Origin of the sequence: Mailhella massiliensis (genome assembly GCF_020741395.1) — a bacterium.
In the GTDB taxonomy this organism is placed as follows: Bacteria; Desulfobacterota; Desulfovibrionia; order Desulfovibrionales; family Desulfovibrionaceae; genus Mailhella; species Mailhella massiliensis_A.
This window is the reverse complement of sequence record NZ_DYZA01000167.1, coordinates 15,809-40,402: the sequence shown is the minus strand read 5'-3', so window position 1 is coordinate 40,402 and position 24,594 is coordinate 15,809. Positions and strand designations below refer to the sequence as shown.

22 protein-coding genes and 1 pseudogene are annotated in these 24,594 nt (G+C 59.9%); 13 read left to right on the top strand and 10 right to left on the bottom strand.

Annotated elements, in window-relative coordinates; translation table 11 throughout:
• From K8W16_RS08380 to K8W16_RS08370, 3 genes and pseudogenes are all read left to right on the top strand, one after another.
• Nucleotides 1-112, top strand: a pseudogene (locus K8W16_RS08380) (IS5/IS1182 family transposase); the annotation flags it as partial.
• The gene (locus K8W16_RS08375) at nucleotides 91-237 is read left to right on the top strand and encodes a hypothetical protein (protein ID WP_304122693.1); all 147 of its coding nucleotides are present in this window, start codon (nucleotides 91-93) and stop codon (nucleotides 235-237) included. The pseudogene K8W16_RS08380 and the gene K8W16_RS08375, both read left to right, overlap by 22 nt.
• Before the next feature lie 67 nt (nucleotides 238-304).
• Nucleotides 305-1,000 (top strand): Crp/Fnr family transcriptional regulator, encoded by a 696-nt coding sequence (locus tag K8W16_RS08370; RefSeq protein ID WP_304122692.1) that lies wholly within the window; start codon nucleotides 305-307, stop codon nucleotides 998-1,000.
• Between the two features lie 77 nt (nucleotides 1,001-1,077).
• On the opposite strand, the gene K8W16_RS08365 is transcribed toward K8W16_RS08370, so the two are convergent.
• Entirely contained in the window at nucleotides 1,078-1,941 is an 864-nt protein-coding gene (locus K8W16_RS08365) for a VIT1/CCC1 transporter family protein (RefSeq protein ID WP_304122691.1), read from the bottom strand.
• A gap of 213 nt (nucleotides 1,942-2,154) precedes the next feature.
• Nucleotides 2,155-4,155 carry an FAD-dependent oxidoreductase gene (locus tag K8W16_RS08360; protein WP_304122690.1) on the bottom strand — a complete coding sequence of 667 codons (2,001 nt, stop codon included), beginning with the start codon at nucleotides 4,153-4,155 and terminating at the stop codon, nucleotides 2,155-2,157.
• 166 nt (nucleotides 4,156-4,321) lie between these two features.
• Between K8W16_RS08360 and K8W16_RS08355 the strand changes: the two genes are divergently transcribed.
• Entirely contained in the window at nucleotides 4,322-5,254 is a 933-nt protein-coding gene (locus K8W16_RS08355; RefSeq protein WP_304122689.1) for a LysR family transcriptional regulator, read from the top strand.
• Nucleotides 5,255-5,412: 158 nt separating this feature from the next.
• On the opposite strand, the gene dctP is transcribed toward K8W16_RS08355, so the two are convergent.
• The 3 genes from dctP to K8W16_RS08340 all read right to left on the bottom strand — a co-directional run bounded on the left by dctP (nucleotide 5,413) and on the right by K8W16_RS08340 (nucleotide 9,418).
• Nucleotides 5,413-6,462: a TRAP transporter substrate-binding protein DctP gene (dctP, locus tag K8W16_RS08350; protein ID WP_304122688.1), complete on the bottom strand. Its 1,050-nt coding sequence runs from the start codon at nucleotides 6,460-6,462 to the stop codon at nucleotides 5,413-5,415.
• 45 nt (nucleotides 6,463-6,507) lie between these two features.
• Nucleotides 6,508-8,406, bottom strand: coding sequence for a TRAP transporter large permease subunit (locus K8W16_RS08345; RefSeq protein ID WP_304122687.1), 1,899 nt, complete (start codon nucleotides 8,404-8,406; stop codon nucleotides 6,508-6,510).
• Between the two features lie 145 nt (nucleotides 8,407-8,551).
• On the bottom strand, nucleotides 8,552-9,418 hold the full coding sequence (locus K8W16_RS08340; protein WP_304122686.1) for an amidohydrolase family protein: 867 nt from the start codon (nucleotides 9,416-9,418) through the stop codon (nucleotides 8,552-8,554).
• 224 nt (nucleotides 9,419-9,642) lie between these two features.
• Between K8W16_RS08340 and K8W16_RS08335 the strand changes: the two genes are divergently transcribed.
• Nucleotides 9,643-11,409 carry a formate--tetrahydrofolate ligase gene (locus tag K8W16_RS08335; RefSeq protein ID WP_304122685.1) on the top strand — a complete coding sequence of 589 codons (1,767 nt, stop codon included), beginning with the start codon at nucleotides 9,643-9,645 and terminating at the stop codon, nucleotides 11,407-11,409.
• A 150-nt stretch (nucleotides 11,410-11,559) separates the two neighbouring features.
• On the opposite strand, the gene K8W16_RS08330 is transcribed toward K8W16_RS08335, so the two are convergent.
• A complete protein-coding gene (locus tag K8W16_RS08330; protein ID WP_304122684.1) occupies nucleotides 11,560-12,300 on the bottom strand; it encodes a sulfite exporter TauE/SafE family protein in 741 nt (246 codons plus the stop codon).
• Nucleotides 12,301-12,764: 464 nt separating this feature from the next.
• Between K8W16_RS08330 and K8W16_RS08325 the strand changes: the two genes are divergently transcribed.
• A complete protein-coding gene (locus tag K8W16_RS08325) occupies nucleotides 12,765-14,108 on the top strand; it encodes a sodium:alanine symporter family protein (protein ID WP_304122683.1) in 1,344 nt (447 codons plus the stop codon).
• 176 nt (nucleotides 14,109-14,284) lie between these two features.
• A complete protein-coding gene (locus K8W16_RS08320; protein ID WP_304122682.1) occupies nucleotides 14,285-14,974 on the top strand; it encodes an epoxyqueuosine reductase QueH in 690 nt (229 codons plus the stop codon).
• Nucleotides 14,975-15,052: 78 nt separating this feature from the next.
• Here the strand turns inward: K8W16_RS08320 and K8W16_RS08315 are convergent, their stop codons facing one another.
• Nucleotides 15,053-15,481, bottom strand: a complete 429-nt coding sequence (locus K8W16_RS08315) for an ACT domain-containing protein (RefSeq protein WP_304122681.1) — start codon at nucleotides 15,479-15,481, stop codon at nucleotides 15,053-15,055.
• A 19-nt stretch (nucleotides 15,482-15,500) separates the two neighbouring features.
• On the bottom strand, nucleotides 15,501-15,698 hold the full coding sequence (locus K8W16_RS08310; protein ID WP_304122680.1) for a twin-arginine translocase TatA/TatE family subunit: 198 nt from the start codon (nucleotides 15,696-15,698) through the stop codon (nucleotides 15,501-15,503).
• Nucleotides 15,699-15,864: 166 nt separating this feature from the next.
• Here K8W16_RS08310 and K8W16_RS08305 point away from each other — a divergent pair, with 166 nt between their 5' ends.
• From K8W16_RS08305 to K8W16_RS08285, 5 genes are all read left to right on the top strand, one after another.
• Complete coding sequence (locus K8W16_RS08305; protein ID WP_304122679.1) at nucleotides 15,865-16,626, top strand: hypothetical protein; 762 nt, start codon at nucleotides 15,865-15,867, stop codon at nucleotides 16,624-16,626.
• 2 nt (nucleotides 16,627-16,628) lie between these two features.
• Nucleotides 16,629-17,306, top strand: a complete 678-nt coding sequence (locus K8W16_RS08300; protein WP_304122678.1) for an HAD family hydrolase — start codon at nucleotides 16,629-16,631, stop codon at nucleotides 17,304-17,306.
• 85 nt (nucleotides 17,307-17,391) lie between these two features.
• A complete protein-coding gene (dksA, locus tag K8W16_RS08295) occupies nucleotides 17,392-17,754 on the top strand; it encodes an RNA polymerase-binding protein DksA (protein WP_077073906.1) in 363 nt (120 codons plus the stop codon).
• Nucleotides 17,755-17,776: 22 nt separating this feature from the next.
• Complete coding sequence (locus tag K8W16_RS08290) at nucleotides 17,777-19,333, top strand: NFACT RNA binding domain-containing protein (RefSeq protein WP_304122677.1); 1,557 nt, start codon at nucleotides 17,777-17,779, stop codon at nucleotides 19,331-19,333.
• Nucleotides 19,334-19,362: 29 nt separating this feature from the next.
• Nucleotides 19,363-20,538 carry an AI-2E family transporter gene (locus K8W16_RS08285; protein ID WP_304122676.1) on the top strand — a complete coding sequence of 392 codons (1,176 nt, stop codon included), beginning with the start codon at nucleotides 19,363-19,365 and terminating at the stop codon, nucleotides 20,536-20,538.
• Between the two features lie 135 nt (nucleotides 20,539-20,673).
• Here the strand turns inward: K8W16_RS08285 and K8W16_RS08280 are convergent, their stop codons facing one another.
• Both K8W16_RS08280 and K8W16_RS08275 read right to left on the bottom strand, forming a co-directional pair.
• Nucleotides 20,674-21,162 (bottom strand): CinA family protein, encoded by a 489-nt coding sequence (locus K8W16_RS08280; protein ID WP_304122675.1) that lies wholly within the window; start codon nucleotides 21,160-21,162, stop codon nucleotides 20,674-20,676.
• Nucleotides 21,163-21,215: 53 nt separating this feature from the next.
• Nucleotides 21,216-22,247 (bottom strand): glucokinase, encoded by a 1,032-nt coding sequence (locus K8W16_RS08275; RefSeq protein WP_304122674.1) that lies wholly within the window; start codon nucleotides 22,245-22,247, stop codon nucleotides 21,216-21,218.
• A 234-nt stretch (nucleotides 22,248-22,481) separates the two neighbouring features.
• On the opposite strand from K8W16_RS08275, the gene K8W16_RS08270 reads away from it, so the two are divergent.
• A complete protein-coding gene (locus K8W16_RS08270; RefSeq protein ID WP_304122673.1) occupies nucleotides 22,482-24,578 on the top strand; it encodes an amylo-alpha-1,6-glucosidase in 2,097 nt (698 codons plus the stop codon).
• Nucleotides 24,579-24,594: the final 16 nt, after the last annotated feature.

Here is a 24,594-nt window from a genome sequence, read left to right as displayed (position 1 = left end):
CCATCTCAAACGGTGGCGCGGCATTGCTACTAGATACGCGAAGATGCTCTCATCGTTTGAGGCTGCCGTACAAATCCGCTGTATAGCGATATGGCTCAAGCTGTTAACTTAACTCGTGTAGACACTATCTACAAAATGTCCGACATGTTCAGGCCGGGCCTCGTCATATCCGCAGCCTGGGTTGTCATCACCGTGGCCGTCATGTATCTTATCGCCAGGCCTCTCGGCCTCATGTAACCATTTCACCGCCGCGCGCCGGACGGGGACCCTCCCCGGCATATCACGGCGCATCCCCGGGAAAGCCATGTCTTCCGTCCCCCAGTCCGCCATACTCACCGCCACGATTCCGGGCATCAACGGCATGTGGGCACAGCTGCTTCATCTCGCCGCAAGACAGGAGCACGGCAGGGGAAACTACCTTTACCTGTACGACGACCCGAAGCACAGCTTCTATTATCTGGAGCGGGGGCGCATCACCATACTTCACGGCGCGGCCAACGGACAGATCCAGAATATGCTTTACATGCAGCCGGGCACGCTCATCAACGTGGCGTACGCGCTCGGCAGCTCCATGACCAGCTTCCTGGATTCCGGCTGCCAGTTCTACTGCCTCACGGACGTCACGCTCTGGAAATTCCCGGGCGAACTGCTCCACGACCGGCAGTTCATCCGCGATCACCCCGATTTCGTGGAAAATCTCATGAGCTCCATGGGCCTGAAGCTGCTGCTCATGCACAACACGCTCTCCAACTCCGGCACGGGAAACGCGCTGACCAGACTCTGCCGCTTCTGCCTGAACATGTCCCAGGCCGACAACAACGCCCTGGAACTTTCGCCGGGCATTTCCCAGAGGGAACTGGCCAACCTCCTCGGCGTGCACAGGATTTCCCTGCTGCGCTCCATCCAGAAACTGAAACGCGACGGCGTGCTGAAAGAACTGACCAGGGACCGCCTCATCATCAGCGATCTCAAGGCGCTGCGCGAGCTTGCCATGCAATGAAGCCCATCTTGCGGCAAAGCAAAACGGCACAAAAAAAGCGGGGAACTCCCCGCTTTTTTATGTATTCCTTACAAAAGTTACATCTCTATGCCCATCCAGGTCTTGGCAGCCCAGCCGATGAAGAAGGAAACGGCCGCCACGCCGAAGCTGATGACAAGCATTTCCGTAAACTGCGGGCGGAAGCTCTCGCGCCGCACCACGGCGACGAAGAACGTGAACAGGCAGATGATGCAGGCCGCATTGAACAGGCAGCAGGCCAACGCCGCATATGGAGAAGAAAACACCACATACGGCAGAAGCAGCAGGGCCACCGTAATCATGTAGGCTATGCCTGTATACACGGCGGCCTTGAAAGGATGCTTTTCTTCAGGTTCGGCCTTCTTGGCAAGGTACTCCGAAGCCGCCATGGAAAGCGTGGCCGACACGCCGGTAATGAAGCCAGCAAGCCCCACTGTGTCGTTGCTGCCGAGCGCCAGGGTAAAGCCCGCCAGAGCGCCGGTAAGTTCCACCAGCGCGTCGTTGAGGCCGAGCACCATGCTGCCTATGTACTTCAGCCTTTCCTCATCCACCATCTCGGCAAGACGCCGCTCGTGCCGCTCTTCTTCCTCCATGATGCCCCGCGCTTCCGGCACGTCCTCAAGAAGCCCGGAATAACGCCTGCCCGCATGATCTTCACCGGATTCCAGCAGATTGATGACGAAAGTCAAACCGAAAATCCAGCTCATCAAGCAGTAAAAAAGCACCTTGAGACGCTTTGCCTCGGCCTTTTTCCCGGTATAGCGTCCCCACACCTCGCAGTGGCGGGCCTCATCGGCGGCCATGCGGCGCAGAACCTCGCCGTTTTCCCCGCCCACGCGCCTTGCAAGGATGGTATAGATTTCACTGTCCGTTTTTTCATTGACCTGCATTTCTTCCAGCAGGCGCATCGTACTCTCTCTCATGATCTCTCCCCGGCGCTTACGCGCCTTTTTCTGGGGGATACGCCAAGCCGGCCCCTCTGGCAACCATGCGGGCATACGCTCGCCCCGGAATCCGGGGCTTTCCGTGCGCGTCTCTCCCGTCCTGAAAGCCGGAACTTCAACCCGTCGGAAGCGGGACATGAAAAAGGGGGAGCTTCCGCTCCCCCTTTATTACTGTTCAGGCCATGCGCCCGATCAGATGATGTTGCCCGCGCACCAGCCGCTGTCGGTGGCGTTGCGGATATTGGCCGGGCCCATGCAGTCGCCGGCGTTGATGACGTCGAACGCGGTACCCTGGAAGGAATCGCGCAGCTCCGCCAGAGGCTTGGAACCGGCGGAAATGATCACAGTGTCGGCCTTGAAGAAGACCTCGTTGCCGTCCTTGTCCTTCGCGCCCACGCCTTCGGGGGTGATTTCCGTACACAGGCAATCCACATGCACCTGTACGCCGTTCTTGATCATGTGTTCCTCAAGGCTCATGCGCTCGGCAATTTCCGACTTGGGAGCGAAGAAGTGCCCCATTTCCAGAATGGTGACCTTCTTGCCCTTTTCCGCAAGGGAGATACCGAGCTCGCAGCCCACGGAGCCGCCGCCGACCACGACGACGTTCTCACCCATCTTCTCTTCATTGCTGAACACGTCCCAGGCCATGACCACGTTCTTCCCATCAATGCCCGGAATGGGCGGAACAGCCTGTTCCGCACCCACGGCCACGATGACGGCGTCGTAGTTGGCTTCGGAAATCATGTTTGCGGTGACTTCAGATTCCAGAAGTATCTTGATGCTCTCGCGCTGGCGCACCTGATGGATGAAGTATTCGCGCAGGGCCAGAATTTCTTTCTTGAACCAGAGGTGTTCAGGATAAATGGCCGTCTGCCCGCCGAGGAAGGCGCGCTTTTCAAACAACGTCACGTCGTGCCCCTTGTCCGCCGCGGCCACGGCGGCCTGCATGCCGGCGATACCGCCGCCTATAACGGCCACGCGCTTGCGGCCGTTGAAGCGGAAGGCGCGCACGCGGGCGCTGCCCTGGCCCACCAGGGGGTTCACGGAGCAGCGGTTGTCGAAGGTGGCGTCGTTCAGGATAGTCACTTCCGTGGTGAGGGCGTTGCGGCGGCCGCCGTCCACGCAGAAGTCGCAGTGGATGCAGGGGCGGATATCCTTTTCACGGCCGGCGCGTACCTTGTTGACCCATTCCGGGTCGGCTATGGCCTGGCGGGCCATGAGGATATAGTCGGCCTGGCCTTCGGCAAGGATGCTTTCGGCAAGGTCGGGATAATGCACGGAGCCGATGACGCCCACGGGCTTCCTGACGCCCGCCTTCTTGAGGGCCATGGAGCCGTCCACATTATGGCCGGGAGTGACGAAGCAGGTGGGGTGCATCTTCGGACGGGCATGGGCGTCCAGACGGGTACCGCAGGAAACATGGAACATATCCACATATTCTTCCATGATGAGGGCCTGCTCGGCCGCGTCTTCGGGAGTGATGCCGCCCTCGGCCCTGTCGTTGCCGTTCATGCGGATCTCTATGACCATGGAATCGCCCACCACTTCGCGGATGCGCTTGATGACCATGAGCGGGAAGCGCACGCGGTTCTCCACCGAGCCGCCGTAGGCGTCGGTACGATGATTGCTCAAGGGGGAGAGGAAGTTGTTCATGAGCCAGCCGTGCCCGTAGTGCAGCATGATGGCGTCGAACCCGGCCCTCTTGGCGTCGGCTGCGGCGGTGACGTACATCTCGGCCACGTCCTCCATGTCCTTCTCCGTCATTTCGCGGACCATGCGCCCGTTGTACATGAAGGAGCTCGGCCCCATGAGGTCGCAGGTACCGGCCAGGGCACAGATGCCGGGATGATAGATTTCGCAGGCCGTGTTCATGCCGAAGGCATGGACGGAACGCTGAAGTATGTGCATGAACGTAAAGCCCTTGGACTTCTCATCCAGGCGGATGGTGCCGAAGTGGGCGCTGTGGCTGGGCACTTCCACGGGAACGGCACATGAAGCGAAGCCGCCCCGGGCAAGATCGGTATAATAGTCCACGCCATAGTCATTGATGGTGCCGTTGGCATCGGTGGAATATGCGCCGGAAACCTGCATGGGCCCCACCATGATGCGGTTTTTGTAGACAAGCTTCTTCTTACCTACGGTCAGAGGCTGAAACAGGTGGGGATACTTTTCCAGATACAGTGGCTTGGACATGGGGTTCCTCCTCAGATAGTGCGTTCAACAACAGCTTGTATCATCCTTATACGAGCTTCCCCGCTCTCCATCTATTGACCACAACATGATAGTGGTATAAAAAATTATTTGATACCAGCGGTTCTTGCCTAAAAGAAGGACCGGACTTCAGCCGCAAGGAGCAGGGATGCAGCTTCGCTATCTTGAGTATTTTGTCCAGGCCGTGGAATGCAAGTCGCTGAACAGGGCGGCACGCAAACTCGACGTCAGCCCGCAGGCTCTCTGCGCCGGTGTGGCCGCTCTGGAAAAAAAACTGGGATACGCCCTGCTGGAACGCTCCCCCATGGGGGTACGGCCCACCAAGAACGGGGAAATCGTGTTTCAGGATGCCCGCGACATGCGGGACGTCTTCCATAAATGGTTTCAGCTCTCCCATCGTCAGCCGGAAAAAGATACCGTCATGGTCAAGCTCGGAGCCTCCACTACGCTCATGCGCTGGCTGGTTCCCCAAGTCGTCCTTCACGTCAAGAGACTCTACCCGCACATTTATTTCAACCTGTATGAATCCTTTGTGGAGCAGGTGTTCCACACCGTGGTGGACCAGCGTATGCTGGGACTCATCACGTGTGTGAATGAGAGGGTGGAGAGCACCTACCGCGTACGCCTCGCCCAGAACGACATGACTTTTATGGAAGGACCGGAAGACGGCTGCGCCGTCATCATCAACAAATCGCATCCCTTCGCGAACCTGCACACTCTTACCCTGCGGGATCTTTCTGCCCTGCGCCTTGCATTCAACCCCCAGCGCGACCAGTATTTCGTCTACCGCGATATCTGCAAGCACTTTTCCCCTTCGGGCATCATCCATATCCCGGAGCAGGAAAATCTGCTCCGGCTCATTTCCATGGACGTATCCACCGCCGCCGTGCTGCCGCGCAGAGTACTGCTCGCCCCCGGAGGATGGGCGCAGAAGGTCTGCGCCATGGATGTAGCGGATTTCCCCATGCCGGGCCGCATCTGGTTCATCTACCCCGAGGACATGCGTTCTTCAGAAAAACTTGTGCAAGAAAGCATCGCGGAACTTCTGGATCTGCTGAAGAAGGAAGAAGCTGCTTCCTGACCCCAGACAGCCCTCCGACTGCCCCTTTTCATGCGTCACGCGCGGTCCGCCTGCGCAAAAAGGCCCCGCTTTCCGGCGGAGCCTTTTTTCATTGTTCATATCTGTCGGCGGCCCGTACCGCAAGCCCATGCCTCCAGAGACGGGCCTGAGCGGAAAGCCTACTTGCCGCCGTACTGGGCGTTGGCTTCTTCCATGCACTTCTCAAACAGTCCGAGGGCTTCCTTGGCGCGGGTCAGGCCGCGCTTTTCCATGGAGGAAATCCAGTTCTGCTTGAAGGGTTCCAGGAACTTCGCCATCTTGGCCTGTTCCTCGGCGGGCATTTCGTTCATGCGGCACTTGCCGTTGGAGAGCACATAATCCACGGAATCCTTGATGCTCGCATCCACGGCGACGGCAATGGCCTTGGCCATGGTCTCGCCGGTGGTCTCTTCCAGAATCTTCTGAAGATCGGCAGGAAGCGATTCCCACACGGAACGGTTCATGACCATGTAGTGGTAGCCGGGAGCGATGGGGTAGTTCAGGATTTCCGTAAGCACTTCATAGAGCTTGAAGGGCTTCAGAATGGTGAGGGCCATGAGGGATGTGTCGGTCTGGCCGCGCTGAATACTCATATAGATATCCGGCGGGGCGACGAAGATCGGTACTGCGCCGAAGGAGGTGATGAGCTCGTCCGCTCCGGAGATGTGATAGTTGATCTTCCTGCCCTTCAGGTCGGCAACCTTGGTGATGGGCGTCTTGGAGGTGAGCATCATGGGGCCGGTGCTCCAGATGGTAAGCAGCTTGATTTCCTTGTTGTCCAGTTCGGCCTTCACCCAGTCATTCTGGGTGACGTACTTGTAGAAGCCCATGGAGGCGGCCATGCTGCTCGCGCCGGGGACATTGGCTTCGCCCGTGTCGGAATAGCCGTACAGGCCGGGGTTCGCGCCGAAGAGGCTGTGGCCGATATCCACGCGACCCTTGACCACGGCATCGGGCACATCCTTGGAGGTGCAGATAGAACCGGGGCTGTAATACACGATTTTCAGGCGGCCGTTGCTGCGCTTTTCCACTTCCTGCATCCAGGGTTCCCATACCTGCTGATACACCACATGGTTTTCACGGTAGCCTTCGCTGGTGAACGCCAGTTCATAGGTGCGCTCCGCAGCCTGGGATGCGGCGGGACACAACAGAGAAAGCGCGAGCAGGGAAAGAAGCAGAGGTCGTTTCATGGTATCCATCCTTGGTTATGGGTTGCCTTCACCGGGAAGGGGGGTTCAGAAGAACTTGTTGGGCAGCCAGAGGGCTATCTGCGGGAAGAAGGTGAGAAGAAGGATGAGGAAAGCGATGCAAAGGAAGAAAAGCCACACGTCCCTGAATATGGCCCCCATGGGGATATCCTTGGCCATGGAACTGATGCCGAATACATTGATGCCCACAGGCGGCGTGATGACGGCCATTTCCGTAAGCAGTACGATGATGACGCCGAACCATACGGGGTCGAAGTTCAGGGCCTGTATGGTGGGAAACACTGTGGGGAGAGTGAGAAGAAGCAGAGGCAGCACGTTCATCATGCAGCCCATGATGATATAGAAAATGACGATGACGAGAAGGATGACGTGGCGATCCACGTCCAGCCCCGCCGCGTACTGGGCCAGGGTTACGGTAAGGCGCGTATAGGCAATGAACACGCCGAGCAGCGCCACGCACATGAGGATGAAAAGCAGCTTGCCGGCAATGTACACCGTGCTCACCAGACATTCCTTCGTCTGCTGCCAGCTGATGCGGCGGGCTGCGAGGGAAAAGAGCCACACGGCCACCGAGCCTATGGCGCCCGCTTCCGTGGCGCTGAAGAAGCCGGCAAGAATACCGCCCATGATGATGACGATGAGCAGGGCGATGGGCAGGATGCCGGAAAGGGAGGCCACCTTTTCCTTCATGGTATGGCGCTCGCCGCGCGGCAGAAGCTCAGGATGCCGGTATGCCGTGATGAGCAGCACGAGAATGAACAGGGAAGAGAGGATGATGCCCGGTATCACGCCCGCCATGAAAAGCCGTCCCGTGGAGGTTTCCGTGACTATGGCGTAAATGATGAAGCTCAGGCTGGGCGGGATAAGCACGCCCAGCGTGCCGCCGCAGGCCAGCGTGGCGCAGGAAAACGCAGGATTATAACCGTGCTTGCGCATTTCCGGCAGGGCCACGGAAGCCATAGTCACGCCGCAGGCCAGGGAATCGCCGCATATGGCGGCAAAGCCCGCGCAGCCTATGATGCTGGCAATGCCCAGGGAGGCGGGGGTACGCCCCATCCAGATGCGGGCAGCCTTGAACATGTCGGCGCTGATGCCGGAGACCAGCGAAAGTTCACCCATGAGGCAGAACAGCGGCACCACGGCGAGGGTGGCGGAAAAAGCCGAAGTATAGGAAGTCATGCTCAGGGTATTGAAGTGGGTGATGACGTCCGGCCTGAGGCACAAAAGTCCGATGAAGCCCGAGATGCCCATGGCGTAGCCCAGGGGGAAGCCGATGAACAGCACCAGCATGAAGAAGAGTATGCCGAATACGCCGAGCTGCGCGCGGGAAGGAAAGATGCCGCAATATTCCAGTATCCACGGAAGCAGCGCCACAAGCACGGTGACGGCGAAAATAACGGGGATGAACCAGGCTATGCCGTCGTGCACGAGACCGGAGAAGCAGCGCAGCGTCTTGATAAGGAGCGTCAGGGCAAAGACGGCCATACAAAAGCCGAAGAACATCATGGGAATGGACAGCGGGATATGAAGGATGGAGGTGACTTCGCCGCTGCCCGTCTTTTCAAAGGCGAGTACCAGAATTTCCCAGCCCAGCGTGGAAAAGAAGATCAGCCCCATGAACTCGAAAAGCGCATCGAGGAAGGACTTCACCTTCGGTGAAAAATGCTGGTAGAAGAAATCTATGGCGATGTGGCGGTCGCGGCAGGAAATGACGATCATGCCGGAAACGGCGAGAGCCCCCATCATGAGTTCCTGTATCTCGTAGGCCCCGGGGAAATACGACCCCGCATGGCGCAAGAACACGTCCAAAGTGACGGGCAGGGCGAGAAGCACCAAAGAAACTGCGCCGATGACCAGGGCGACCTTGTAGATAAGCGTCATAATGGATTCAAACAGGCTTTCGGCCTTGTTTTCTGCTGCTGTCATGGGCGGCTCCTGTCGGTAACAAGTTCAGCTCATCGATTCGGAAAGGTACTTTTCCAGATCGGAGTTTCCACCTACTTGTGCCATAAATAACTTGCGGCTTTTCATAGCTGGCACCGATCCGGATTTTTACGTCGGCAGATAGTGGTTACGGCTTCAGGTTCAAAAGCCGGGAAGCGTTGCCGCTCAGGGAAAGCTGAAGAGCTTCAGGCTCCCAGGCCTTTTCCTTCCACAGGCGCACGGCTTCCTCCAGCCCCCTCACCGGATAGGAGCTGGCAAAAAGCACCTGCTTTTTCAACGCGGTATTGAAGGCGGGCATGATATCCACGGAAGGCATGAACGGCAGATAGAAGAAAAAGTCGGGCACCCAGTACAGGTTGGGGTACTTAAAGGAAACGGCCGACATGGAAATGAAATGAGGCCAGCAGGCATGAGGAATAAGGAAAGGCGTGTTCCTGTGCCGGGAAACCACATGCTCCAGCCGCAGCGGATCGGAATAACTGAGATCCGGGCCGAGCAGATAGCTCATGGTAATCATGACGAACACACCCAAAGATGCCGCCGTCTCATAGATGGGCTCAAGCCTCGGATCGTCGCAATAACATGGTTCGGAGCACCAGCCCGGCTCTATGGAAATGCCGCGCATGCCCAGCTCCCGCACGCTCCGCTCCGCTATTTTCGGCGCCTGCGGATCCAAGGCGTCCAGGGCGGCCACGCCGAAGAGCCTTCCCTTATAGAGGTTGACAAGCTCATACACCACATCGGGGCTGACGTAGCCCTTGCTGAAGGTGCTGGAGCTTGTGGAGGCCCGTCCTGCGACCACGGCATAGTCGATGCCGGCGGCATCCATTTCATCCATGAATACGGAAATGTCCCTGGTCCGGACCGAACGGGGGGGAATGTAGCCGTACATCTGGCCGGGGTAGTCAGGGTCGAAGCCCGAAGCCTTCACATCGAAAGGCCCCATGGAAAGAAAATCCCCAAACGGCGGGCGGATACGAAAATCAATAATCATAACGCGGTCCTGTACCTCAGCAAAAAGAAATCCCGTAAACATTCAAGACTGCCACGATTTGATATGACATTAGCTAAAAAAATAACAAGAAAGAATACGACAATGTCTGATAGAGGAGTCAATTTTTTTTTGATACCTTGCTGCCGTCCCGGGGAAAAAGCCCTTGAGATAAAAGACCTGAGGCCGTATAACCACAGGCGAACCCCAACCACAAGGAGACGGACATGGCACTGGACCCCAAGCAGCACGCGGACTGGGAGATCGCACAGGATGCGGAAACCCGCATGAAGGATATTTACCGTATCGGCCGGGAACTGGGCCTTGAAGAGAAGGAGCTGCTTCCCTACGGCCATGTCATGGGCAAGGTGGACTACATGTCCGTGCTTTCCCGCCTGCAAGGCCGCCCCGACGGCAAATATGTCGACGTGACGGCAATCACCCCCACTCCTCTGGGCGAAGGCAAGTCCACCACCACCATAGGCCTCGTGCAGGGCCTTGCCGTGCGCGGCAAGCGCGTTTCCGCAGCCATTCGTCAGCCTTCCGGCGGCCCCACCATGGGTACCAAGGGTTCCGCGGCCGGGGGCGGACTTTCCCAGTGTATTCCCCTCACCCAGTATTCCCTGGGGTTCACCGGCGATATCAACGCCGTCACCAACGCCCACAACCTGGCCATGGTGGCGCTCACCTCGCGCATGCAGCATGAACGCAACTACGACGACGAAAAACTTCTGCGCCTCTCCCATCAGGAACGCCTGAACATCGACCCCACCAATGTGCGCATGAACTGGGTCATCGACTTCTGCTGCCAGGCCCTGCGCAACGTGGTCATAGGCATGGGCGGCAAGTCCGACGGCTTCATGATGGCCTCGCATTTCGATATTTCCGTGTCCTCCGAAGTCATGGCCATACTCTCCGTGGCCCGCGACCTGAAGGACATGCGCGAAAGGCTCGGCCGCATCATCGTGGCCTACGACCGCGCGGGGAACCCCGTGACTACGGAAGATCTGCAGGTCGCCGGGGCCATGGCCGCCTGGATGGTGGATGCAATCAAGCCCAACCTCATCCAGACCATCGAAGGCCAGCCCGTGTTCGTCCATGCCGGGCCCTTCGCCAACATCGCCCTCGGCCAGAGCTCCGTCATTGCCGACCGCCTGGGCCTCAAGCTTTCCGAATACCATGTCACGGAATCCGGCTTCGGCGCGGATATCGGCTATGAGAAATTCTGGAACCTCAAGTGCCATTACAGCGGCCTCGCCCCCGACGCTGCGGTGCTTGTGGCCACGGTGCGCGCCCTGAAGAGCCACGGCGGGGCTCCCCTGCCCCGGCCCGGCCGCGCCCTGCCCGAAGAATACCGGCAGGAAAACGTGGGCTTTGTGGAAAAGGGCTGCTGCAACCTGCTTCACCACATCCGCACCATCAAGAAATCCGGCACGTCCCCGGTGGTGTGCATCAACGCCTTTGTCACCGACACTCCCGCTGAAATCTCCCGCATCCGCGAGATCTGCGAGGCGGAAGGGGCCAGGGTGGCCGTCTCCACGCACTGGGAGCACGGCGGAGCGGGAGCGCTGGAACTCGCCGACGCCGTCATGGACGCCTGCAACGACAAGACCGATTTCCGCCCGCTCTACGACTGGAACGCCCCCTTCAAGGAACGCATTGAAAAGATAGCCCGCGAAGTCTACGGGGCCGACGGCGTGAACTACAGCTCCGAAGCGGAAAGCCGCCTTGCCGAAATGCAGGCGAGGCCCGACGCCGCAGAGCTCGGCGTGTGCATGGTGAAGACGCAGTATTCCCTTTCCGACAACCCCGACCTCAAGGGTGAACCTTCCGGCTGGAAGCTGAACATACGGGACGTCCTGCTCTACGGCGGCGCGGGCCTCGTAGTGCCTGTTTCCGGCAAGATATCGCTCATGCCCGGCACAGGCTCCAACCCGGCATTCCGCCGCGTGGACGTGGATGCCGAAACGGGCCAGGTGCGCGGCATATTCTGAGGCGTTGCATTCCGGGAACACAGAAAGGGCGCGGCATATTTTGCCGCGCCCTTTCTGTGTTCCGTCCGGTCTCGCCCCTAAGGGGCGCGCGGGCATGCTCCGCCAAAGCTCTCCGGCTCGGGGATACGGAGCACGCCCGGGCTGCGCAGCCTAGACTCCCATGCCGCGCACAAAAAGCATCGCAGCGGAAAATGCCAACATACCCAGAAGCCCCCTGCGGAAAATCCGGGGATTGACGCGCTTGATCACGGGAATGCTCACGAACACGCCAAGAACGCAGCAGGGCACTGCCCACAGGGCCCTATGCAGCATCTGCGGCGTGTACAAGCCGTCCCTCCACTGAAGAAAAACAAGAACCACCATGGCCAGTGTGGCAAGAGTATTGATCATGGAGAGGGTGACTTCCTTGCTCCAGCCGCGCAGCACGGCGTACATGGCAAGTACGGGGCCGCCCATACCGGTGGCACTCATCAGGATGCCGGAAAGCATTCCCACCGGGACAATGCTCCACAGAGGAACCCGGAGCGTGTTGCCCATACGTCCGGCCACGGCCTGCCAGACCAGAAAAAACAACAGAATCATCCCGGAGCCGAACAGCATGGCCTTCGTCGAGGCCAGCTTCAACATGACCATACCGAAAGGAACACCTGCCACGCAGGCAAGCAGAGCCATGGTGAACTCCAACTTCGGCAGCTCCTTGTGATAAAAAAAGGTAATGCTCGTGGTAATACCTGTCCCCACAAGACAGCTGAAAATAACGGCCTCCTTCGTATCCATGACCAGCGTCATAAGAGGTACGGCAAAAAGGTTGCCCCCGAACGACGTTACACCATTCAAGAATCCGGCCAGCAGCCAGACAATATTGATAAACAGTGCTGTGAACGTATCCACAAAAATCCTCCCGCGAGTGTATGATTTTTTTAGCCGGATCGGCTTATCCTGTAAAGTCCGCAGCCCTGTCGGGACAAGTTGCGGCAGGGCCGGAAGACTCCCCCGCGGCGTGCGCGGAAAATTTATTTTTACAAAAATGTTTATTGCATGTCCCAGTCTGCGATTTCCGTCACAAGGTTCCGGCAGAGGCTTTTTCGCTGATGATCCGTGTTTTCTTCAAGACGCGCATATTTTTCTTGCCATGCATTATTTTTCGATGCTATCAACAGAAATGTTAATGAGAGCATGTCCCTTTTCGCATGGGCATGAACCTTGCTCCCGGCCTTTTCCGCATGTTTGAAAAGCCCGGCCCTGCCGGGCTTCATGCACCGCAGGCGGACTTTTTATGGCCCCGCCGAAAGGGACTCCTAAGCGGAACATGCTCAAAAAAGGAAAGTTCCTGAACGGGGCGAGGAGTTTGCAACATGGAAGAGTTCTCCCAGTTTATCAAGGTGCTGGACGGATACGTCTGGGGACCTGTCATGATGGCCCTTATTCTCGGCACGGGCCTCTACCTTACCTTCGGTCTGAAATTCCTTCCCTGGATCCGCCTCGGCGCGGGCTTCCATCATACATGGAAGGGACGTACCAAGAATGAGAACGTACATGGGGAACTTTCTCCCTTCCAGGCTCTGATGACGGCCCTTGCCGCCACCGTGGGCGTGGGCAACATCGCGGGCGTGGCCACAGCCATATTCACCGGCGGCCCGGGAGCTCTCTTCTGGATGTGGTGCACCGCCATGGTAGGTATGGCCACCAAATATGCGGAAACAGTACTCGCCCAGAAGTACCGTGAAGTGACTCCCGGCGGCCATGTGGTGGGCGGCCCCATGTATTACATTAAAAACGGCCTGGGCAAAAAATGGGCCTGGCTCGGTACCCTCTTCGCTCTCTTCGGCGGCATCTGCGGTTTCGGCATCGGCAACATGACGCAGTCCCACTCCATCGCAGACGCCCTGCACGCCTCCTTCGGCATCTCACCCTTCATCTCCGCCGCCGTCATGTTCGTGCTCATCGCCCTAGTCATCCTCGGCGGCGTTTCGCGCATCGGTTCGGTGTCGGGCAAGCTCGTGCCCTTCATGTCCCTCATCTATATCGTCTGCTCGCTCATCGTCATCATCATCCACATCGACAAGGTGCCCGGCGTCTTCGCCACCATTTTCCACGACGCCTTCACCGGTACTGCGGCTGCCGGCGGCTTTGCAGGCTCCACCGTCATGCTCGCCCTTCAGATGGGCGTGGCACGCGGCATCTTCTCCAATGAGGCGGGCCTCGGCTCCGCAGCCATGGCCCACGCCACAGCCACCACCGACGACCATGTAGCCATGGGCTATGTGGGCATGCTCGGCCCCTTCATCGACACCATCATCATCTGCACCATGACGGGCCTTGCCATACTCTGTTCCGGCCTCTGGTCCGTGGAAGGGGCCCTCTCCGGCGCACCCCTCACCGCAGCCGCCTTTGAATCCGCCCTGCCCGGCATAGGCTCGACCATGGTTTCCGTGTGCCTCGCCATGTTTGCCTTCTCCACCATCCTCGGTTGGTGCGTATATTCCGAACGCTGCTGGATCTACCTTCTCGGCGACAAGGCGCTCAAGCCCTTCCGCATCATTTTCGTGTGCGTGGTGCCCGTGGGTGCGCTCATGTCCCTCGACCTTGTGTGGGATATCGCCGACGTACTCAACGCCCTCATGGCCGTACCAAACCTCATCGGCCTTCTGCTTCTGAGCCCCGTACTGTTCAAAATCTCCCACGAATACAACAAGTAAACCCCAAAACACCCTGGACGGCCTCCTTTGCGGGGCCGTCTTTTTTTGCCAACGGATCCGGACGCAACTTCTTGCCCTCACCCCACAGGAAGGATAATAAACAGAGTCTCCCCTTTCCCTCTTTGTCTGGATTTCCGTACCCCGGCATCATGCGGCGCACGCCGCAGGAGCAAGCCATGCCCCGTATCCTGCTTCATGTCTGCTGCGGCCCCTGTTCCCTCATGCCCGTCGTCCATCTTCGGGACGAAGGATTCGAGCCCACGGCCTTTTTCTTCAACCCCAACATTCATCCCGCCGACGAATGGAAAAAACGGCGCGATGCTATGCGCGAGGTATCGGCAAAGCTCAGCGTGCCCCTCCTTGAGGAAGGCGATCCTGAAAATCCCGGTCTCTGGGTGCGAGCCCTCGGCGGCATCACCCGGGAAGGGGAACGCTGCCCGCTCTGCTATCGCCCGCGCATGGAGCGAAGCGCTCTCTTGGCGGCGGAAAAAGGCTTCGACGCCTTCACTTCCAGCCTGCTCTATTCCCGCTATCAGCACCACGAAAGCATCATCGCCGAGGCGCAAAGAGCCGCCGCCCTTGCCGGAGCGACATTCCTTTACCGTGATTTCCGCCCCTGGTGGTGGGACGGCATCAATCTCTCGAAGGAGCTCGGCATTTACCGGCAGAAATGGTGCGGCTGTATCCTGAGCATGAAGGAAGCGCTTCGTCAGCAGAAGGAGGCGGCAGAGCGCAAGGCCGCACAAAAAGCGGAGAGGGCCGCGCGACTTGCCCGGGAAGAAGCGGAACGCAGGAAAAAGAAGGAGGCGCTCGCCGAAAAGGCGACGGAAAAAAAGGAAAGACGCGGAAAAAAAGTTTACGCATAACCGCAAAAGGCCCGGTTCATGGAACCGGGCCTTTTCATGATATTCGAGGGATCCCCTTAACCTTCCGGAGGGGGAAAACTATGCACCTATTTCATCCGGGCCGAGCACACGGAACCCCCGGTCAAGGAGAGCCTTGACCGCCTCATCCGTGCGGTCGAAGCGGAAAATGATGGTGGCACGCGTGGATTCCCGCTGCGTGTACGCATAAAGGTACTCCACATTGATGCCCTGCTCGGACAAAACGCCGAGCACATGTCCGAGCCCGCCGGGCCTGTCGGCCACCTCCACGGCAACCACAGGGGTGGAGCCCACGGTAAAGCCGGCCTTCACCAGTGCGTCGCGCGCTTTTTGCGTATCGTCGGCCATGAGGCGCAGCACACCGAAATCCGCAGTATCCGAAAGGGACAACGCACGGATGTTGACCTCCGCCTCCTCAAGGACGCGCGTCACGTCGCCAAGCTGACCCGACCTGTTTTCCACAAACACGGAAATCTGTTCAACGGTCATGGGAAATCCCGGCGCAGTCTTACGCCTTCTTGTCTTCGTCGGTATTGATCTTGTCCTTGGGGGTAATATCTATTTCATCCGGTTCCGACGAGGCCTGACGGAAATTGCGGATTGCGCGGCCGAGGCCCGAACCGATTTCCGGCAGACGCTTCGCGCCGAATATCACCAGCACGAGCACAAGGATAACGAGAAGTTCCTGCATTCCTATACCAAACATGGCAAACCTCCGGGGTCATTCTCTCCAAGTTCGTTCATACCCTATACGGGAGGGACAGGGCAAAGGTCAAGCATCCCTCTCCGGCGGCCAGAGGCGCGCCGGGCTTCTTTTCATTATTGCCTGAAAAGACGTCTGGCCGTATAGTAGGACAAGGAGCAATCATATTATGGATACATCCCTTCTTCTCTTCCTGCCCCGTCTTCATGCCGAGCTTTTCCCGCACGACACAAACGGCCTCACGCTCTGGCCGGGCCTTCCCGACAGACCTCCGCACGCGTGGGAACCGGCCATGCCATGGCCCGCGCCCATGGCCGCCGCCTGCCTTGCCGACTATGAACGCGCCTGCCGCGACGGCGCGAGCGGCTCCCCCGTGCTGGCCATGGGTGCAGAAGCCGCCCCGGCCGACCTTTCCCCCGCCGAACGCCGTGCCCTGCGCGAAATGGCCGGACTCCCGGTCGAACAAGAGGTCGCGCCTCTGCGCCACACCGCCCAGCAGGTACTTCTGCTCCTCTGGCTTCTGGAAAAGCAGGCCCTGGACATGGCCGCGCTGGAGCAAAAAATCAGCACGTCGCGCCAGGCCCTGGCAGGCCTCATCTCAGGCCGAGCGAAAGATTCCGTCCCTCCCGTACTGCCCTCGGAAAAAGACCTGCCGGACTGGAGGAAAGCGCTTTTCGCAGCCCTTGCCTTTGTGGAGGACATGCCCGCTTCCACCGCCGTCGCAGTCACAAGCGCCGCCATGGCCGACGCCCTTGCCGGCACGGGCGAGCCTCTGCCTCACGGAGACTCCGGCAAAAAGGCCGTGCGCATGGAAGTTTCTGCGCTGGCAGAACTTTGCGGCCGCGACGCATGCTCTCTCCTGAAACGCGGCCTCGAAGAGAAGCATTGGAACCGAACCCTTACTTTTTTCCTGCCCGAAACACACCGATAGCCATGCCACACCTCTGCGCCCCTGAACTTGCCGGCTGGATCCTTGAACAGTGCAACGGCCTGCCCTCCGGCATCATTTTCGACTGCGACGGCGTCGTCATCGACTCGCGCGAAGCCAACATCACCTACTACAACTACCTGCGCGCCTACCTCGGCCTGCCGAACCTCACCCGCGAGCAGGAAGACTTCGTACAGGCCGCCACCGTGCGCCAGGCCATGGACGCCATTTTCCCGAAGCCCCTCCAGCCTCTTCTGCGCGACGCCGCCAGGCGTATTTCCTATGTGCGTGATATCATGCCGCACATAGCCTGCTACCCGGGCCTGCACGAGGTGCTCGACTTCTGCCGCGGCAAAGGCCTCAGGCTCGCCATGAACACCAACCGCACCGACGGCATGGACATGCTTCTGGACACATGCCGCCTGCACGGCTATTTCGACCCCATCGTAATGGCAAGCCACGTCGCCCGCCCCAAGCCTGCTCCCGACGGGGCGCTGCTCATCCTCAGGCAATGGAATATCCCTCCCCGCCGCCTGCTCTTTCTCGGCGACAGCGCCTCCGACAAGGGCGCCGCGGGAGGGGCGGACATTCCCTTCCTCGCCTTCCAGACCGAAGGACTCGCCGAAGCGGCCGTAGAAGGCTTTCCCACGCTCCTTGAAGCGTTGAAAAGCCTTCCCGTGTAACACTCGGCCGCTTTACAACGGCATCTTTATGGTTTACACAACGGAAATTCAAACGGCAGGGCGCAACAGCCTGCCAGGAGGAACCTTGACCCCTGAAGATCTGGAATATTTCCGCAACCTTCTCAACCAGATGCTCGTCGAGGCCCAGCGCAACGGCGACTCCACTCTGGAAGAAATGACGGATAGCCACTCATCTTATGCCGACCCTTCCGACCGGGCCACCGCCGAGTCGGATCGTTCTTTCACTCTGCGCATACGCGACCGCGAACGCAAGCTCATCACCAAGATACAGGACGCGCTCAAACGCATGGACGACGGTGAATACGGCATCTGCGAAGAGTGCGGCGAGGATATCAGTCTCGCCAGGCTCAAGGCGCGCCCCGTGACCACGCTCTGCGTTTCCTGCAAGGCCCGTCAGGAAGAAGGCGAAAAAATACAGGGCAGCTGAGCATCTGTCCGCGCATACCGCCATGGACGCCCACCTCTTCCGCCGTTTCTGCGATGCGCTTATCCCCCGCATCATGGGTGCGCGCATGGAAAAAATCCATGCGCCGGGCCCCCATGTCACGGTATTCACCCTGTACGGGGGCGGCGGACGTGAAGGGAAACGCTACATGGTCCTCAAGGCGGACCGCAAATCGCCTTTCATCTTCGTTGCCGCGCATCGTGTGCCCGTCAATGCGGAGCCTCCGGCATTCGTCATGCGCCTGCGCAAATACCTTTCCGACAGGCGGGTAACGCATGCCGTCTGTGCGTGGCCCGAGCGGAAACTCTTTCTCGGCCTCGCCGGGGCCCCCGACGCCTGGCTCTGCCTCGATCTGCGCGAAGGTCCCTCCCTGTGCTTCGACGCGCCCCCGCCTTTTGACGATCCGCCCTGGCCCGATGCGGCTCTTCTCGCTCTTCCGCCCGAACGGTGGAAGGGGCATGCCGTGCTCACTCCCGCCCTGCGCCGCACCCTCGCCCGCCTTGATGCTCTGGACGCGGGAGCGCTGCTCATGGATCTTGAACTCGGCGGGGGCGACGTGTTCCTTTATGAAAGCGATGCCGGGCGCTGCGAAGTCTCTGCATGGCCGCTTCCCCCGGAGCAGCTTGCTTCCATGGGCGGAACATGGGCGGAACAGGTCTTTGAAGATCCGCTGGAAGCCCTTTCCCGGGCGGGAGAAATCCTCGTATATCAAAGCCTCGCACAGCAGGCCAGGGAAAACGCCGCACGGCCCTTTTCCGCCGAGGCCGCCCGCCTGAAAAAGCTCCTGGAAAAGCTGGACGGGGAGGAAACGCGCCTTCTGGCCATGAGCGGAAAGCAGAAGGACGCGCTTCTTCTGCAAAGCCAGCTCTACCGTTTTTCCCCGGAAGAAAAGGCCGCTGTCGTCACGCTGGACGGGCCGGAAGGCCCTGTCGCCCTCAGCCTCGACAGGAAGCTCACCGTGCGGGAAAACATGGCAGCCCTGTTCCATCAGGCCGGACGGGGAAAGCGCGGGCTGGAACATCTTGCAAGGCGTCGCGCGGAGGTGCGGGCGCAGAAGGAACAGGCCGAGGCCGCCATGCTGCGCAGCCTTGCCTCTGTAAGCGGCGCATACCCCGCTTCTGCGCAGGAAAAGTCCAAAACGGATAAAAAGCCCTCCGCCCTGCCCCGGGATCTGCCGAAACAGGTACAGGCCTTCCGCAGCGGAGACGGCTTTCTCATATTGCGCGGGAGGGACACGAAAGGCAACGCCCTCGCGCTCAAGCTTGCCGCCCCCCACGATTACTGGATACACACGGCCGACGGGCCGAGCGCGCACGTCATCATCCGCCGCGACTACGCAGGGCAGGAGGTACCGGAAAGGACGCTCCATGAAGCGGGTATCCTCGCGGCCCTCAAGAGCTGGCAGAAGGATCAGGAAAGTGCCGATATCCAGTATTCCCTGGCAAAATACATCCATCCCATGAAAAACGCCGCGCCAGGCATGGTGCGTATCGACCGCAGCGAGGGTGCCTTCCGCGTCCGGCTCGATGCGGGCCTTGAGGAACGGCTGGGGAAAAACTGACGAGGCCGCGCACGGCCGGAGGATATGCCATGCACGACAACATGCAGCGCTTTGAAGCGCGCGCCTTTCTTTTTCTTCTCGCCGCCTCCTCCGTGCTTTTCGGCTGGCTTCTTCAGCCTTTCTTCGACGTGCTGTTCTGGTCCGTAGTCATCGCCGTGCTCTTTTCGCCGGTGAACGCGCGCCTGCGCGACCGCTACGGCCTGCGGCCGAACCTTGCATCCCTGCTTACTGTGCTCTTGTGCCTGTTCATCATCATCCTGCCCCTCTCCTGGCTGCTCTACTCCTGCGTGGCGGAAGGCGTGGCCCTGTACGACAGGCTCTCCTCGGGAACGGCCTCCCTCATGAACGCAGTAGATCGCCTGCGCGAACACTTCCCGGAAGCGCAGGCATGGCTTGCCGAGTACGGATACACCCCCGAGCAGATCAAGGCGTCTCTGAGCAAGACGGCCCTTTCCATGGGCAGCCTCATCGCCAAGAACACCGTGGCCCTCGGCGGAAGCGCGGCGCAGCTTCTCACCAATCTTGCACTGGTACTCTATATTTCCTTCTTCCTCGTGCGCGACGGGGGGCGCATCCGCGCCCTGTTCATCCGCGCCATGCCCTTCGGGGATCACAGGGAAGAGCGCCTGTTCCAGAAGTTCGCCGGCGTCATGCGGGCCACGGTCAAGGGGAGCCTGCTCGTGGCCATGGCCCAGGGCGCTCTCGGCGGCGTCATGTTCTGGTTCCTCGATATCCGCGGCGCCGTGCTGTGGGGTGTGGTGATGACTGTTCTCTCCCTCATCCCCGTAGTAGGTTCTGCGCTCATCTGGCTGCCCACGGCCCTGTACCTCATCGCCATAGGCCATTACTGGGAGGGCGGCCTGCTCATCGCCTACGGCGCATGCGTCATCGGCCTTGCGGACAACATCCTGCGGCCCACCCTCGTGGGGCGCGACACCAAGCTGCCCGACTTCATCGTGCTGCTTTCCACCCTGGGCGGCTTCATGCTTTTCGGCATGGACGGCTTCGTCACCGGGCCCACGCTGGCCGTGCTCTTCGTCACCGTATGGCAGATCTTCATGGAAGAGTGCGAAAACGGCGTGTACGGAAAATATCTGAGAGGAGTCGTCCCCCCTTACACCCCGGACGGCCTATGCGCAGCAGAAAGCACTCCAGAGGAAAAGGCAGCTTCCAGCACCCCGCCTTCAGAAAAAGACGAATGCTGACGCACACGCGGAGCAGGCCGTCACTCGAGGCATCCCTACCCCAATCGGGGCGCAACACGCCCGCCGTGCACGGGCAGCCGCTGCCTCCCCGGATGCCGAAAGCGCCGGACATTCCTCAGCCCGGGATCCCGCGCATCATGCCTCTTCCAGCCACGCGGCAAGGCCCTCTATGGCCGCCCTTGCGGCCTGCACGCGCACCTCATCGCGGCTGCCGGGAAAATGGAAAAGCCGCGCCCGGCTCTCGCTTCCCAGCGCCCAGCCTATCCACACCGTGCCTACGGGCTTTTCCGGGCTGCCTCCGCCAGGCCCGGCCACGCCGCTGGTGGCGACGGCCGCTCCCGCCCCCGTCGCCGCACACGCGCCGAGGGCCATGGCACGCACCACAGGCTCGCTCACCGCGCCCACAGAGGCAAGGTCTTCCTCGCGCACATGCAGAAGACCTGTCTTCACGCTGTTGGCATAGGAGATCACGCCCCCCAGATACCAGTCGGAAGAACCGGGTACAGCCGTGAGCATGGCTCCCACAAGGCCGCCGGTACAGGATTCGGCGCTCGCGCAGGCAAGGCCCCGCTTTTTCAGGGCGCAGGCCAGAGATTGAACCAGGATATCGTTTTCCTCAAACATGAAAATCTCCTTCCTCCCCGCCCCTCCGGGGGGCATGAAAACGGGGCTGTCCTTCAGCAGGCCCGGACTTCTGCATCCGAAGCGCCCAGGGCCGCTCCGGCGCGGGCCGCACCCCATAAGCCGGCCAGAGGATGTCTGTTCAGCCATACGGGAATCTCGGCAAGCAGAGCCCCCTGCCCACCCCCGGCGCGGAAAAACTCGCGGGCAAACTCCCCGTGCCGTACCAGGGCCGGGCTTTTGCCCGCCACCCCCCCGGTAATCACCACGGCCTGAGGCAGAAACGCCAGAGCAGCCATACGGCAGAAGCGCCCGTAAAAACGTGCGTACAGGCCGCAACAGGCGGAATCGGCAAAACCCGGCTTTCCGGTGAACACCGCAGGCGCCTCCGCCTTTCCGCAAAGGAACTCATAAAGCCGCGCAAGGCCGGGGCCGGAAAGCACATGTTCCGCCGTAATCGGTCCTCCGCCCAGCCTCGGGGAAAGCCAGGCAGCAAAGGCGTTTTCCTCCTCCCCCTCAAAAGGAAAAGGTATGTGTCCTCCTTCAGAGGGAAGCACGCGGGTCGCTTCCCCTTTATTCCTGCCGGGCAGAAGCCAGGCCGCGCCGAGCCCCGTTCCCGCACCGAGTACCGCCACGGGTGCGCCGCTCCCCGGAAGTCCCGACAGAGAGGCCGTATCAAAGCCTGCGCTTTCCCGGGGGACGCCGCGCCCCGGCAGAATAAGCTCCGCCTCCCTCATGGCCGGAGAAAGACAGGCCCAGGCCTGGGCCTCGAAATCATTCATCACAATACAGCGCGCACCGGGAAAACGCACCCTCGCCGGGCCTTCCTCTACGCGGAAAGAGGCGTTGGTCATATCCACATGCCCCTCCTTCACCGGACCGGCGGCGGCAAAAATCAGCAAAGAGACTTTTTTAAGGCTCTCCGTATCTTCCGGCCAACATGAAAAAATTTTCCCAAGAAGGGACTCAAAACTATAATATCCCGAAGAAAGAACCAGCCCTTCTTTTATTGCTATCTCGCTGCCATTACAGGAAAACCTGAAAAAACGGCTCTCAGTGCCGCCAATATCTGCCGCAAGTATATCCATGATAACCTCCCTGCATGGCCATGCAGATAGCACAGGCACGGCAACATTGCCATGCCCGGGCAAACAAGATATCATTCTCATGGGGAAAGGGCTTTTCCGCGCTCTGAAAAGGGACTATGCTCCTTTCTTCACCTTTTGCAGTTAAAATCTTGCCATTTCGGCGCAGCGTGCCAGAATCCCGGGCGCGCCCCCTTTTTTCCTGACGGGCAGGACTTCCCCAAATCAGAGTTTTCCATGGAATATCATATTCGTCCAGATGCGTCACACCCCACCAGCGACATGAGCCGGGAATGGCTCCTTACCAACAGTCTGGGGGACTATTCCTCCGGTACCGTGCAGGGATGCAACACCCGCCGCTACCACGGATTGCTGGCCGTACAGACTCCTTCGGGGCGATATATGCTCCTCTCCTCCCTTGAGGACTCCATTTCCGTAAACGGAAGAGTCATCCCGCTTTCCAGCCGCATGCATCCCGGCGTCGTCTATCCCGAGGGCTGGCGCTTCATCAAAGAAGTCACCGGTGATCACGACAAGGTGACGTTCGCCTTCCGCCTTTCCGGCGAGGGTGAAGAGGAACTCACCCTGTACCGCACCCTCATTCTCTGCAGAGATTCCTCGCGCCTCATCGTCCGCTATGCTCTGGCCGACACTCCCGCCGCCCGCGAGCTCGGCCCCGTGCGCCTCGTACTGCGGCCCCTCCTGAACGGCCGGAACATCAATCACCTCTCTTCCGCCACTTCCTCCGCCTTTTCCATCCACTCCCTGGGCATAGAGTATGCCGACTACCCCGGTTTCTTCTTCCAGGCCGGGAAAGACATGCCGCCCCTCTACATGCAGATTTCCCACCCCGGCCTGCACCGCTCCTCCTTCGCTTCCGCGCCCGACTGGTACTTCAAGGTGCTCTACCCCGTGGAAAAAGAACGCGGCTACGACTTTTCGGAAGATCTGTTCATGCCGGGCGAATTCACCACAAACCTTGAAGCGGGATATCCCGTCTGGTTTTCCGCAGGCACCAGCGCCCTTTCCTATGCGCCGGAGACGCTGTGGGAGCGCCACACCGCAACCGCCCCCAAACCCGTATTCAAAGAAGAAATCCTGGAGCATCTGCGCCGCGAAAACGATCGCTTCCTCATCACCACGGGCGGAGAAGCCGTGGTACCCGCAGGCTATCACTGGTTCGGTCCCTGGGGTCGCGACACGCTCATCGCCCTGCCCGGGCTTACCTTCCTTTCCGGCAGGTTGAAAGAGGGAAAGGCCATTCTGCGCCAGATAGGCGGCACGGTGAAAAACGGCCTGGTGCCCAACCTCATCGGCGCGGGCAACGGGGAGCCGGCCTTCAATTCCGCCGACGCCTCGCTCTGGTACATGCTTGCCGTGCATCGCCTGGCCCTTGCCTTCCCCAAGGAAATGCCCTTCATCAAAAGGACGTGCTGGCCGGTGATGAAGAATATCATCGGACATTTCGCCGCAGGCACCATGCCCGATGAGAACGGTACGATGCTCGTTTATGCCGACGATGAAGGCCTGCTGCATACGGGAAACGCCGCGACGCAGCTCACCTGGATGGATGCGTCCACGGACGGCCTGCCCGTTACCCCGCGTCACGGCTGCGCCGTGGAGCTGAACGCCCTGTGGTTCGACGCCCTCACCTTCGCCAGGGAACTCGCCGAAAGTTTCGGGGAAATGCCTCCCGCGGCCACGGCCCTTCTGCCCCGTCTGAAAAAGGCCTTCAGCCGCGTATTCCGGCCATCGGAGGAAGATGCCGCGCTCATGGGCGGAGGCTTGTACGATACCTGGCATCCAGAGGAAGAACCGGGCAGGCACATACGCCCCAACCAGATCTTCGCCGTAGCCGTGCCGAACTCCCCCCTGCCGCAGAAAATGCAGGCGGCCGTAGTGAAGTGCGTGCGCGAACATCTGCTCACGCCCTTCGGGCTCCGCACGCTCTCCCCCTCAGACGCGGACTATCAGCCCGTTTGCCGGGGCACACAGAAAGAGCGCGACAAGGCCTATCATCAGGGCACGGTATGGCCGTGGCCCGCAGGCGCGTACATGGACGCCGTGATCAAGACGGCCCGTACGCCCAAATCCGTGCGCGACGCGCTCAATATGCTCACGCCGCTTTTCACCTCCCATCTGGAGGAAGCCGGCCTGGGAAGCATGTCGGAAATTTTCGACGGGCAGGAGCCCCATACGCCGGGGGGCTGCATAGCGCAGGCCTGGAGTTCGGCTGAAGCGCTCCGTCTGCTGCTGCTCGTCAAACAATACAACACGGAAGAATGGAAACGCTGGCTGGAGACGCTCCAGAAAAACGACCGGGACATCCGTTAGTACAGTTTTCATTATC

Bases quoted from the DNA above. Each gene is read 5' to 3' on its own strand.
- K8W16_RS08290 (WP_304122677.1), top strand. From the start codon at position 17,777: ATGGACGCCCACCTCTTCCGCCGTTTCTGCGATGCGCTTATCCCCCGC.
- K8W16_RS08320 (WP_304122682.1), top strand. From the start codon at position 14,285: ATGCCCCGTATCCTGCTTCATGTCTGCTGCGGCCCCTGTTCCCTCATG.
- K8W16_RS08365 (WP_304122691.1), bottom strand. From the start codon at position 1,941: ATGAGAGAGAGTACGATGCGCCTGCTGGAAGAAATGCAGGTCAATGAA.
- dctP (WP_304122688.1), bottom strand. From the start codon at position 6,462: ATGAAACGACCTCTGCTTCTTTCCCTGCTCGCGCTTTCTCTGTTGTGT.
- K8W16_RS08360 (WP_304122690.1), bottom strand. From the start codon at position 4,155: ATGTCCAAGCCACTGTATCTGGAAAAGTATCCCCACCTGTTTCAGCCT.
- K8W16_RS08355 (WP_304122689.1), top strand. From the start codon at position 4,322: ATGCAGCTTCGCTATCTTGAGTATTTTGTCCAGGCCGTGGAATGCAAG.
- K8W16_RS08305 (WP_304122679.1), top strand. From the start codon at position 15,865: ATGGATACATCCCTTCTTCTCTTCCTGCCCCGTCTTCATGCCGAGCTT.
- K8W16_RS08270 (WP_304122673.1), top strand. From the start codon at position 22,482: ATGGAATATCATATTCGTCCAGATGCGTCACACCCCACCAGCGACATG.
- K8W16_RS08280 (WP_304122675.1), bottom strand. From the start codon at position 21,162: ATGTTTGAGGAAAACGATATCCTGGTTCAATCTCTGGCCTGCGCCCTG.
- K8W16_RS08325 (WP_304122683.1), top strand. From the start codon at position 12,765: ATGGAAGAGTTCTCCCAGTTTATCAAGGTGCTGGACGGATACGTCTGG.
- K8W16_RS08300 (WP_304122678.1), top strand. From the start codon at position 16,629: ATGCCACACCTCTGCGCCCCTGAACTTGCCGGCTGGATCCTTGAACAG.
- K8W16_RS08285 (WP_304122676.1), top strand. From the start codon at position 19,363: ATGCACGACAACATGCAGCGCTTTGAAGCGCGCGCCTTTCTTTTTCTT.
- K8W16_RS08340 (WP_304122686.1), bottom strand. From the start codon at position 9,418: ATGATTATTGATTTTCGTATCCGCCCGCCGTTTGGGGATTTTCTTTCC.
- K8W16_RS08335 (WP_304122685.1), top strand. From the start codon at position 9,643: ATGGCACTGGACCCCAAGCAGCACGCGGACTGGGAGATCGCACAGGAT.
- K8W16_RS08310 (WP_304122680.1), bottom strand. From the start codon at position 15,698: ATGTTTGGTATAGGAATGCAGGAACTTCTCGTTATCCTTGTGCTCGTG.
- K8W16_RS08275 (WP_304122674.1), bottom strand. From the start codon at position 22,247: ATGGATATACTTGCGGCAGATATTGGCGGCACTGAGAGCCGTTTTTTC.
- K8W16_RS08345 (WP_304122687.1), bottom strand. From the start codon at position 8,406: ATGACAGCAGCAGAAAACAAGGCCGAAAGCCTGTTTGAATCCATTATG.
- K8W16_RS08315 (WP_304122681.1), bottom strand. From the start codon at position 15,481: ATGACCGTTGAACAGATTTCCGTGTTTGTGGAAAACAGGTCGGGTCAG.
- K8W16_RS08370 (WP_304122692.1), top strand. From the start codon at position 305: ATGTCTTCCGTCCCCCAGTCCGCCATACTCACCGCCACGATTCCGGGC.
- K8W16_RS08375 (WP_304122693.1), top strand. From the start codon at position 91: ATGGCTCAAGCTGTTAACTTAACTCGTGTAGACACTATCTACAAAATG.